The 10,769-nt window shown below is 69.4% G+C and carries 9 protein-coding genes; 2 read left to right on the top strand and 7 right to left on the bottom strand.

The genetic code is table 11. From position 1 onward, the window contains the following. Nucleotides 1-16: 16 nt before the first annotated feature. The 4 genes from AAG801_RS21815 to AAG801_RS21830 form a co-directional block, all read right to left on the bottom strand. On the bottom strand, nt 17-820 hold the full coding sequence (locus AAG801_RS21815) for an ABC transporter permease (protein ID WP_341890238.1): 804 nt from the start codon (nt 818-820) through the stop codon (nt 17-19). Then, nucleotides 810-1,727, bottom strand: coding sequence for an ABC transporter permease (locus AAG801_RS21820; RefSeq protein WP_341890239.1), 918 nt, complete (start codon nt 1,725-1,727; stop codon nt 810-812). Before AAG801_RS21820 ends, AAG801_RS21815 begins: the two co-directional genes overlap by 11 nt. Next, a complete protein-coding gene (locus AAG801_RS21825) occupies nt 1,724-2,755 on the bottom strand; it encodes an ABC transporter ATP-binding protein (protein ID WP_341890240.1) in 1,032 nt (343 codons plus the stop codon). Before AAG801_RS21825 ends, AAG801_RS21820 begins: the two co-directional genes overlap by 4 nt. Nucleotides 2,756-2,866: 111 nt before the next feature. Continuing rightward, the gene (locus AAG801_RS21830; RefSeq protein ID WP_341890241.1) at nt 2,867-4,030 is read right to left on the bottom strand and encodes an ABC transporter substrate-binding protein; all 1,164 of its coding nucleotides are present in this window, start codon (nt 4,028-4,030) and stop codon (nt 2,867-2,869) included. A gap of 171 nt (nt 4,031-4,201) precedes the next feature. On the opposite strand from AAG801_RS21830, the gene AAG801_RS21835 reads away from it, so the two are divergent. After that, nucleotides 4,202-5,119 carry a LysR substrate-binding domain-containing protein gene (locus AAG801_RS21835; protein ID WP_341890242.1) on the top strand — a complete coding sequence of 306 codons (918 nt, stop codon included), beginning with the start codon at nt 4,202-4,204 and terminating at the stop codon, nt 5,117-5,119. A 12-nt stretch (nt 5,120-5,131) separates the two neighbouring features. On the opposite strand, the gene AAG801_RS21840 is transcribed toward AAG801_RS21835, so the two are convergent. Further along, nucleotides 5,132-5,803 carry a hypothetical protein gene (locus AAG801_RS21840; protein WP_341890243.1) on the bottom strand — a complete coding sequence of 224 codons (672 nt, stop codon included), beginning with the start codon at nt 5,801-5,803 and terminating at the stop codon, nt 5,132-5,134. A gap of 95 nt (nt 5,804-5,898) precedes the next feature. Between AAG801_RS21840 and AAG801_RS21845 the strand changes: the two genes are divergently transcribed. Next, a complete protein-coding gene (locus AAG801_RS21845) occupies nt 5,899-7,392 on the top strand; it encodes a CYTH and CHAD domain-containing protein (RefSeq protein WP_341890244.1) in 1,494 nt (497 codons plus the stop codon). A gap of 19 nt (nt 7,393-7,411) precedes the next feature. On the opposite strand, the gene metG is transcribed toward AAG801_RS21845, so the two are convergent. After that, nucleotides 7,412-9,454 carry a methionine--tRNA ligase gene (metG, locus tag AAG801_RS21850; protein WP_341890245.1) on the bottom strand — a complete coding sequence of 681 codons (2,043 nt, stop codon included), beginning with the start codon at nt 9,452-9,454 and terminating at the stop codon, nt 7,412-7,414. Nucleotides 9,455-9,555: 101 nt separating this feature from the next. Further along, a partial coding sequence (locus tag AAG801_RS21855) for a polysaccharide lyase family 1 protein (protein ID WP_341890246.1) occupies nt 9,556-10,769 on the bottom strand: 1,214 nt, incomplete at its 5' end.

Genomic DNA, 10,769 nt, shown 5'->3' on the forward strand with positions numbered 1-10,769 from the left:
TGGGTGAGCGGGCCGCTCAGCGGCGCTGCGGCTCCTCGTCGGCGCGCGTGAGCCAGTAGGCGGCGACGATGGGGATGAAGGTGAGCACGATCACGACGACGGCGACCACGTTGGTGACCGGGCGCTGGCGCGGGCGGATCAGCTCCTGCAGCATCCAGATCGGCAGCGTGGTCTGCTGGCCGGCGGTGAAGGTGGTGACGATGACCTCGTCGAAGCTCAGCGCGAAGGCCAGCAGCGCGCCGGCCAGCAGCGCCGAGCCGAGCTGCGGCAGGATCACGTAGCGCAGCGTCTGGAAGGCGTTGGCGCCGAGGTCCATCGAGGCCTCGATCAGCGAGGGGCTGAGCCGGCGCAGCCGCGCCACCGCGTTGTTGTAGACCACCACGACGCAGAAGGTGGCGTGGCCGATGACGATGGTCCAGAACGAGAACGGGATCTCCATCGCGTGGTAGGCCGAGCGCAGCGCCATGCCGGTCAGCACGCCGGGCAGCGCGATCGGCAGGATCAGCAGCAGGTTGACCGCCTCGCGGCCGAAGAAGCGCGTGCGTGCCAGCGCGCCGGCAGCCAGCGTGCCGAGCACGATGGCGATGGCGGTGGACAGCGCGGCGACCCGGGCGGACAGGGTCAGCGCCGCCCAGACGTCGTCACGTTCCAGCGCCACGCCGAACCACTGCGTGGTCAGCGCCGGCGGCGGGAAGACGTAGCTCTTGTCCTCGGCGCTGAAGGCGTAGAGCACGATCAGCGCCAGCGGCACGTGCAGGAACAGCAGCCCGCCCCAGGCGGCCAGACGCAGCGCCAGCGAAGGTTTCGCTTCAGAGCGCATCGAAGGCCCCCCGGCGCTTGGCGAACCAGAGGTAGGCAATGATGACCACGATCGGCACCAGCGAGAACGCCGCCGCGAACGGCAGGTTGCCGGCCACACCTTGCTGGCGGTAGACCACCTGGCCGATGTACAGCGTCGAGTTGCCGATCACCTGCGGGATGATGTAGTCGCCCAGGGTCAGCGAGAAGGTGAAGATCGAGCCGGCGGCGACGCCGGGCATGGCCAGTGGCAGGATGACCTGGCGAAAGGTCTGGCGCGGCGAGGCGCCGAGGTCGCCGGAGGCCTCGAGCAGCGAGGGCGGGATGCGCTCGATCGCCGCCTGGATCGGCAGGATCATGAACGGCAGCCACATGTAGACGAAGACGACGAAGGTGCCCAGCGGCGAGAACGACAGCGACGGCCCGCCCAGCACCGGCACGGCCAGCAGCAGGTCGAGCAGCCCCTGCAGGTGCAGCGCCTGGGCCGCCCAGGAGATCGCGCCTTCCTTGGCCAGCAGCAGCTTCCAGGCGTACAGGCGCACCAGGTAGCTCGACCACAGCGGCAGCATCACCGCGACATACATCATCGCCTTGGTGCGGCCGCGCGCGTGGCGCGCCATGTAGAAGGCGATCGGGAAGGCGATCGCGGCGCTGGCCAGCGTCACGGCGACGGCCATGGTGATGGTGCGCAGCGCGACGTCGAGGTTGGCCGGCGCGAAGATCTCGCGGAAGTTGGACAGGCCGAGCTCGTAGACGATCTGGCCGGAGAAGTCGTCGAGGCGGAAGAAGCCGTGCGCCAGCAGGCTGAGCAGCGAGCCGAGGTAAACGATGCCGAACCAGGCCAGCGGCGGGCCGAGCAGCAGCGCCAGCAGCAGGCCGCGGCGCGTGACCAGCAGCGCCGAGAGCCGGTCGGCCGCCGAACCGTTCACGCGGTGCCTCCGCCGCTTTCGTCGCTCTGGGCGATCACATGCACCGCGTCCTCGTCCCAGTGCAGGTGCAGCCGGTGGCCCGGCTCCGGCGCGCTGTGGTGCAGCGCCACCGGCAGGTCGGCGATCAGGCGCTCGCCGCCGGCGACCTCCACCGCCAGGCGCCAGAAGGCGCCGAAGTACTGCACTTCGGCCAGCGTGCCGCTGGCGCGCGCGCCGGCTGCCTCGCCGAGCCGCACGCGCTCGGGGCGGATCATCACGGCGGCTGCACCCGCATGAGCCCGCGCGATCTCGCCGTGCATCACATTGGCAGAACCGACGAACTCGGCGACGAAGCGGGTGCGCGGCCGGCCGTACAGCTCGGCCGGCGCGGCCACCTGCTCGAGCTTGCCCTGGTTGAAGATGCCGATGCGGTCGCTCATCGACAGCGCCTCGTGCTGGTCGTGGGTGACGAACACGAAGGTGATGCCGAGCTGGCGCTGCAGCCGCTTCAGCTCGCTCTGCATCTGCTCGCGCAGCTTGAGGTCGAGCGCGCCGAGTGGCTCGTCGAGCAGCAGCACCTTGGGCTCGCTGATCAGCGCACGCGCCAGCGCCACCCGCTGGCGTTGCCCGCCGGAGAGCTGCGCCGGACGGCGCTCGCCGACGCCGGGCAGGCGCACCAGCTCGAGCAGCTCGTTGGCGCGGCGGATGCGCGTCGCCGCGTCGACGCCGCGCACCATCAGCGCGTAGGCGACGTTCTGCGCGATCGTCATGTGCGGGAACAGCGCGTAGTCCTGGAACACGGTGTTCACCGGCCGCTGGAAGGGCGGCCGGCGGCTGACGTCCTCGCCGTCGATCTCTATCGAGCCGGCAGTCGGCAGCTGGAAGCCGCCGATCATGCGCAGGCAGGTCGTCTTGCCCGAGCCCGACGGCCCGAGCAGGGTGAAGAACTCGCCGCGCTCGATCGCGAGGTCGACGCCGTCGACCGCGCGCACCGGCTTGCCGCCGGCGTCGAACACACAGGAGACGCCGGCGAGCCGGACAGCGGTCATGACGACCCCTCGTCCGGCGAGTACGCCGGCCGATCCCCCGAGGGGATGCCGGCCGGCTTGGGAGCGGCCCGGCGCTCGGCCGGCATCGCGTTCAGCGTCACGAGTGGCCGCTCAACGCCCGCCCAGCACCGCGATGTAGTCCGACACCCACTTGTGGTACGGCACGCACTGGTCGTTCTGCGTCTTGCACTTGGAGGTCGGCGTCTTCCAGAAGGCGATCTTGTCGAACGAGCCCAGGCCCTGGCGCTCGCAGCCGCCGTCGCCGAGCAGCTTGTTGCCCTTGCAGGCGTCGAGCACCGCCGGCACCGAGCCGAACCAGGCCGCCAGGTCGCCCTGCAGCTTCGGGTTGATCGAGTGCTCCAGCCACATGTAGGCGCAGTTCGGGTGCTTGGCCTCGGCGTGCATCATGGTCGTGTCGGCCCAGCCGGTGGCCCCTTCGACCGGCACCACGGTGGCAATCGGCGCCTTCTTGCTGCCCAGGATGTTGGCCTGGAACTGCCAGCTGCTCGACGCGGCCACACCCTCGTTGGTGAAGTCGTCGATCTGCACGAAGGCGTCGTGCCAGTACTTGCCGACCAGCTTGCGCTGGCCGCGCAGCAGTTCGAGCGCCGCCTTGTACTGCGCCTCGTTGAGCTCGTACGGGTCCTTGATGCCCAGTTCGGGCTTCTTCTTCATCAGGTAGAGCGCGGCGTCGGCGATGTAGATCGGGCCGTCGAAGGCCTGCACGCGGCCCTTGTTGCTCTTGCCGTCGGGCAGGTTCTGCTCCTCGAAGACCACGCTCCACGAGGTCGGCTTCTTGTCGCCGAACACCTTGGTGTTGTACATGAGCACGTTCCAGCCCCACTGGTAGGGCACGCCCCAGTGCTGGCCGTTGACGTGGTGCCAAGGCGCCTTCTGCAGCCGTGCATCGACCTTGCCGTAGCTCGGCACCAGCGCGGTGTTGATCGGCTGCACGCGCTTGCCGGCGATCAGCCGCATCGAGGCGTCGCCCGAGGCGGTGACGAGGTCGAAGCCGCCCTCATTCATCAGCGCCACCATCTCGTCGGAGGTGCCGGCGGTCTTCACGTTGACCTTGCAGCCGGTCTTCTTCTCGAAGTCGGTCACCCAGTCGAAGTTCTTGTCGGTGGCGCCGCGCTCGATGTAGCCGGCCCAGGCGACGATGTCGACCTGGCCCTCGCCCTTGCCGAGCGCCTTCAGCGGCTGCTGCTGGGCCAGGCTGGCGGTGGCGAATGCGGCCGCGGCGGCGGCGACGAGCGCCGTATGGACTGCCTTCATGGTTCCGGTCTCCTTGGGGTTGCCGCCTTCGCGACCCGGCGCGGTGGCGCGAAGGCGGGCCGAAGGACGGCGCAGTGTTCCGCATTGACCTCGGCAAAGGAAAGTTCAATATTGGCAGCCCTGTCGTTCTGTTTTTGCGATATCCGGTGCAACCCGGATCCGGATTCCTTCATGCAGCGCCACTTCACCCTCAAGCAGTTCCGCTACTTCCTGGCCGTCGCCGAGTCGGCCTCGGTGGCCGGTGCGGCGCGCATGCTCAACATCGCGCAGTCGGCGCTGACCAAGAGCATCCAGGAGCTGGAGGCGACGCTGGGCGCCAGCCTGTTCGAGCGCAGCCGCCGCGGCATGGTGCTGACCCAGCACGGCTACCGCTTCCAGGCCAGCGCGCGCAAGGTGCTGTCGGCGGTCGCCGAGGCGGGCATGGTCGACAACGACCGGCCCGAGACGCTGTCCGGCAACCTCGTCGTCGGCGTCACCAGCCTGGTGGCCGGCTACTACCTGGCCGAGCTGTTCGCCCGCTTCGCGCGTTCGCACCCGTCGGTGCAGGTGCAGGTGGTGGAGGACTCGCCGCCCTTCCTCGAGCACCTGCTGATCAACGGCGAGCTTGATCTGGCGATCATGGTCAGCAATGCGCTGGGCGACCCGCATGCGCTGGTCGTCGAGGAACTGACGCGCTCGCAGAACCGCGTCTGGATGGCCGCCAGCCACGGCCTGGCCGAACAGCCTTCGCTCAGCCTGGCCGACTGCGCGGCCCACCCGCAGGTGGTGCTGGAGGCCGACCGCATCGAGGGCGTGATGCGCGCCGTCTGGGCCCGCTACGGCCTGCAGCCGCGGGTGATGATGCGCACCGGCTCGCTGGAGGCGGTGCGTTCGCTGATCGGCGTCGGCGCGGCGATCGCCATCCTGCCCGACTTCCTCTACCGGCCGTGGACGCTGGACGCGCAGCACATCGAGGCGCGCAGCCTCGGCGATGCGGTGCCGACCATCGACGTCGGCCTGGTCTGGCGGCGCGGCTCGCGCACCCGCGAGGTGGTGCAGGAGTTCATCGAGATCGCCCGCGAGCAGGCGCGCTCGGGGCGGCTGCGCTGACCAGGCGCCTGCTCAGGCCTCGACGCGCTTCAGGTTCTGCGCGCCGGCGAAGAACTGGTGCGGCTCGCCGAGCAGCCACTTGGCCAGTTCGTCCAGCCGCGCCGAGCCGACCTCGATGGCGGGCAGTTCGAGCGTGATGGTCTCGAAGCCGTCGAAGTTGATGATCTTGAAATGCAGCCGGCCGTGGTCGTGGTCGGGCGTGACGTGCACGGCGAGCGCGAAGTCGACGATCAGCTCGTAGCGCATCTCCTGCAGCTTGTTGTTGTCCGGGTTGCGCACCGCCTGCGCATGCACCGGCGCGCCGCCCTGGCGCAGGCGGGCGTCGATCTTCTCGATGTCGGGCAGGAAGTCCTTCACCAGCGCCAGCTTCTGGTTGCTGCGCAGGCGGCCGTGCATCGCGATGTAGTCGTAGACATCGTTGCCGCGCAGCTTCTTGCGCCGCGCGTCGATCTTCAGGTCGACGATCGGCAACTGCTCGAAGGAGGTGCGCCGGTCCAGCGCATAGCGGACCTTCGAGACCGGCTTGAGCACGTCGAGCTGTCGGATCAGCGTGTCTATGTAGGTGAAGACCGTCTTGCAGGCCGCCTCGGCGAGCAGCGTGTTGCGCTCGGCAGCGGCCAGATCGATGGTTTGTCCTGCCTTGGCCGCTTCGGCCTGGCGTTTGAGGTCGTCGAGGAAGCCCACTTGTCGTTCTGGAACCGTGATGACCGCGGGAGCATATCGCAGCGCGCGGGCAGGAGTTTCATCAAGCTGCGGGGTGGCTCTGTCACGATCGCGGCATGACGGAGATCGAGCTGAAGTTCCAGGTGCCGGCGGCGCGGCGCGATGCGGTGGCGGCGGCCGTGGCCGGGCGTGCGGCCGCGCCGGTGGTGCTGCGCCTGCAGGCGGCCTATTTCGACACCGAGGCGCGTGACCTCGCGAACAGGGAGATCGCGCTGCGCCTGCGCCGCGAAGGCCCGCGCTGGGTGCAGACGCTGAAGGCGGCCAGCGGCGACACCCTGGCGCGCCACGAGCACAACGTCGTGCGCCCGCAGCGCGGTGCCGAACCGCCGGCGCTCGATCCCTCGCTGCACGACGGCACGCCGGCCGGCGACTCCCTGCGCCGCTTGCTCGACACGCTGCCCGGTTCTCCGCTGCGCTGCCAGTACCGCACCGACGTGCGCCGCAGCGTGCGCACGCTGCGTGTGCGCGGCGCGGTGCTGGAGCTGGCCTTCGACCGCGGCACCATCGCGGCAGGTGACCGCTCGCTGCCGCTGTGCGAACTGGAGATCGAGCTGCTGCGCGGCGAACCGGCGGCGCTGCTGGCGACTGCGCGTTCGTGGGTGCTGCGCCACGGCCTGTGGCTGGACACACGCAGCAAGGCCGAACGCGGCACGCTGCTGGCCGCCGGGCAGGACCGTGCGCCGGCGCGCAAGGCCAAGACGGTGACGCTGACGGATGACGCCCACCTGGCCGATGCGTACCGCGCGGTGCTGCGCGAATGCCTGCAGCAGGTGGTGGTCAATGCCAGCCAGGTCGCCAGCGGCGACTTCGGTGACGAGCATGTGCACCAGTTGCGCGTCGGCCTGCGCCGGCTGCGCACCGCGCTGCGGCTGTTCGAGTCCGACGGCGGGGTCGCCGCGCTGGCCGAGCCGGCTGCCGCGCTGTTCCGGGCGCTGGGGGCGGCGCGCGATGCCGCGGCGGTGGCGGGGCCGCTGCGCGCGCAACTGGCGCAGGCGCTGGCCGCCACCGGCCTCGCGCTCGACGCGCCGGTGCTGCCGTCCGGCGAAGTGGCCGATCCGGCTGTGCTGGTTCGCGCGCCCGCGGCGCAGGCGCTGCTGCTCGACGTGATGGCGCAGACGCTGCCGCCGCCCGCGCCGGCTGCCGATGCGCTGCCCGACGAGCCCGCCGCCGCGCACCTGACCCGTCGCCTGAACCGCTGGCACCGCAGCGTGGCGGCCGCGGCAGCCGGCTTCGGCGCGCTCGACGACGAGGGCCGCCACCGCCTGCGCCGGCAGGTCAAGCGGCTGCGCTACGGCGTCGAGTTCGCGCAGGGGTTGTGGGGGGCGAAGAAGGTGGCGCGCTACCTGCGCGCGCTCTCGGCCCTGCAGGAGCGGCTCGGTGCGCTCAACGACGTCACCGTCGCGCTGGACGCATTGCGCGGCGGCGATCCGCGCGATCCGGCGACGCTGTTCGCGCTCGGCTGGCTGGCAGCGCGCCGGGCCGAGCTGATCGCTGCGTGCGCGCCGGAACTGAAGCGCTTCGCGGCGGTCAGGCGCCCCTGGAAGCGCTGACCGCTGGATCGGCCAACGCTCAGCGCACGCGCAGGCCCGGTGTCGCGCCCGGCCACGGCTCGAGCACGTAGAGCCCGGGGTTTGCCTTCTCGTCGGCGTGGCTGGCGGCCAGCACCATGCCTTCGCTGACGCCGAACTTCATCTTGCGCGGCGCCAGGTTGGCGACCATCACGGTGAACTTGCCGACCAGGTCTTCCGGCCGGTAGGCCGACTTGATGCCGGAGAAGACGTTGCGCGTGCGGCCCTCGCCGACGTCCAGCGTCAGGCGCAGCAGTTTGTCGCTGCCCTCGACCTGCTCGCAGGCGACGATCTTCGCGATGCGCAGGTCCACCTTGGCGAAGTCGTCGACCTTGATCTCCGCGGCGATCGCCTCGCCGCCGGGCGGCGGCAGCTCGATCTTCGGCGCCTCGAAGAGCTGCTCCAGCAGAGCCGGATCGACGCGCTGCATCAGGTGCTTGTATTCGCCGATCACGTGGCCGCCGAGGGCGCGCGAGGCGTCGGCGAAGTCCATCGGCGCGACCCGCAGGAAGGCTTCGACCTGCGCGGCCAGCGCCGGCAGCACCGGCTTGAGGTAGATCGTCAACACGCGGAAGGCCTCGATGCAGACCGTGCAGACATCGTGCAGCACCGCGTCCTGCCCCGGCTTCTTGGCCAGTTCCCAGGGCTTGTTGGCATCGACGTACTCGTTGACCCGGTCGGCCAGCAGCATGATCTCGCGCAGCGCCTTGCCGTACTCGCGCTCTTCGTAGAGACGCTCGACCTCGGCGCGATGCGCGCGCAGCGCGTCGAGCAGCGTGCGGCCCTCGACGCCGATGTCCGACGACAGCTTGCCGGCAAAACGCTTGGCGAGGAAGCCGGCCGAGCGGCTGGCGATGTTGATGTACTTGCCGACCAGGTCCGAGTTGACGCGGGCGACGAAGTCCTCCGGGTTGAAGTCGATGTCCTCGACCTTGGCATTCAGCTTGGCGGCGATGTAGTAGCGCAGCCACTCGGCGTTCAGCCCCAGCTCGAGGTACTTCAGCGGCGAGATGCCGGTGCCGCGGCTCTTGCTCATCTTCTCGCCGCCGTTGACGGTGATGAAGCCGTGCACGAACACCTTGTCCGGCGTCTTGCGGCCGCTGAAGTGCAGCATCGCCGGCCAGAACAGGGTGTGGAAGTAGGTGATGTCCTTGCCGATGAAGTGAATCTGCTCGACGGCCGGGTCGGCAAAGAAGGCGTCGTAGTCGCGCCCTGTCTTGCCGAAGTAGTTCTTCAGCGAGGCCAGGTAGCCCACCGGCGCGTCGAGCCAGACGTAGAAGTACTTGTCCTCGGTGTCGGGGATGCGGATGCCGAAGTAGGGCGCGTCGCGGCTGATGTCCCAGTCCGACAGGCCGACGTGGCCCTGATCGTCGGTGGCGAACCACTCGCGGATCTTGTTCAGCACCTCCGGCTGCAGGCGGCCGGTCTCGTGCGTCCACTGCTGCAGGAAGTCGATGCAGCGCTGCGAGGAGAGCTGGAAGAAGTGGTGCTCGCTGCTCTTCATCACCGGCGTGGCGCCGGTCAGCGTCGAGTACGGGTTCTTCAGTTCGGTGGGCGTGTAGACGGCGCCGCAGACTTCGCAACTGTCGCCGTACTGGTCCTTCGCGCCGCACTTGGGGCACTCGCCCTTGATGTAGCGGTCGGGCAGGAACATGCCCTTGACCGGGTCGTAGAACTGCTCGATCGAACGCACCGCGATCAGGCCCTGCTTGCGCAGCTTCAGGTAGATGTCCTGCGCGAACTCGTGGTTCTCGGGCCCGTCGGTCGAGTGCCAGTTGTCGAAGCCGATGTGGAAGCCGTCGAGGTACTGCTTGCGGCCGGCGGCGATCTGGGCGACGAAGTCCTGCGGCGTCACGCCGGCCTTCTCGGCCGCGATCATGATCGGCGCGCCGTGCGCATCGTCGGCGCAGACGAAATGCACCTCGTTGCCCATCATTCGCTGAAAGCGCACCCAGATGTCGGCCTGGATGTACTCCATCATGTGCCCGACGTGGAACGGAGCGTTGGCGTAGGGCAGGGCGGTGGTGACGAAGAGCTTGCGCATGGTTCCGCCATTGTAGGAGCGGGCCTGCGCCGGGCCGGCGGCCCCGGCGCCGCGGCCTGCCCGGCTCAGCCCGGCTCAGCCCGGTTTCAACCCGGCCGGACTCAGTCGCAGCTCAGCGTTGCCAGCGCCTTGCCCGCTCCGGCGACAGCGGCCAGCCCCTGCTTCACGCAGGCCGGATCCTGCGCCGTGTAGGTGTAGGGCAGCGTGACCGGGAACGCGGCGGTGGTGGTCCAGTCGCTCGCGTCGCGCGAGGGTGACGAGGAACTGGCAACCCAGGTGATGTTGAAGCGGCTGAAGTCGGCCGGCCCCTGGATGTTGTTGTTGCGCAGTTCCCAGTAGCCGATCGTGGGGCTGTCGCGCGAGGTCACCGGGTTCTGCGCATTCTCGAAGTGGTTGCCCTCGATCAGCGCATAGCCGCCCATGCGGATGTTCGCGCCCGAGGTGAGCACGCCGCTGTAGAGGTTGTTGTAGAGGTGGGTGTAGCCGCCACGCTGCAGTGGCAGCCGCGAGTTGACGTTCTGGTAGTGGTTGTGGTGGTAGGTGATGAAGCGGTCGCTGATGTCGCTGTCGCTCGAACCGATCAGGCCGACCTTCTGGTGGTCATGGATGTGGTTGTACGAGTAGGTGATGTGGTGCGCGCCGGCCTTGTTGTCGATCAGGCCGTCGAACTCCAGGTCGCCGGCGCCGGGACAGTCTGTCACGCTGCTGAACAGCGTGTTGTGGTCGATCCAGATCTGGCCCGGGAACTTGCCACCCTGGCCCTCGATGCCGAGCGCATCGATCGAGCCGGGCAGCAGGCCGATGGTCATGTTGCGGATGACGATGTTGGTGGCGTCGGCCTTGATCGCCAACCCGAAATTCGCCGATGAGCCGTCCGCACCCTCGATGGTGATGTTGCTCTTGTTCTTGATCTCGACGATGGCGCCGTCGGGCAATTGCCACTGCGCGCAGGTGTCGGTGATGGTCGAGAAATCGAAGCTGCCCGTGTAGCGGATCACCAGGCCGCCATTGCCGGTGTAGGCGTCGAGCGCCGCCTGCATCTGCGCAGCGTCGGCGACCGTGACCGCCGCGGCGCTGCCGCCGCCCGTGACGGTGCCGGCATAGCCGCCGCTGACGTTGGAGCTGGCCGGTGCGGGCGCAGGTGCGGGCGCAGGTGCAGGTGCAGGTGCAGGTGCAGGTGCAGGTGCAGGTGCAGGTGCGGGTGCGGGTGCAGGTGCGGGTGCGGGTGCGGGTGCAGGTGCAGGTGCGGGAGCAGGAGCCGCCGTCGGGGCTGCGGCGGTGTCGCCGCCACCGCCGCAGCCGCTGCCGATCGCCG

The organism is Variovorax sp. YR752 (genome assembly GCF_943372545.1).

Bases quoted from the DNA above. Each gene is read 5' to 3' on its own strand.
- AAG801_RS21815 (WP_341890238.1), bottom strand. From the start codon at position 820: ATGCGCTCTGAAGCGAAACCTTCGCTGGCGCTGCGTCTGGCCGCCTGG.
- AAG801_RS21825 (WP_341890240.1), bottom strand. From the start codon at position 2,755: ATGACCGCTGTCCGGCTCGCCGGCGTCTCCTGTGTGTTCGACGCCGGC.
- AAG801_RS21830 (WP_341890241.1), bottom strand. From the start codon at position 4,030: ATGAAGGCAGTCCATACGGCGCTCGTCGCCGCCGCCGCGGCCGCATTC.
- AAG801_RS21835 (WP_341890242.1), top strand. From the start codon at position 4,202: ATGCAGCGCCACTTCACCCTCAAGCAGTTCCGCTACTTCCTGGCCGTC.
- AAG801_RS21845 (WP_341890244.1), top strand. From the start codon at position 5,899: ATGACGGAGATCGAGCTGAAGTTCCAGGTGCCGGCGGCGCGGCGCGAT.
- metG (WP_341890245.1), bottom strand. From the start codon at position 9,454: ATGCGCAAGCTCTTCGTCACCACCGCCCTGCCCTACGCCAACGCTCCG.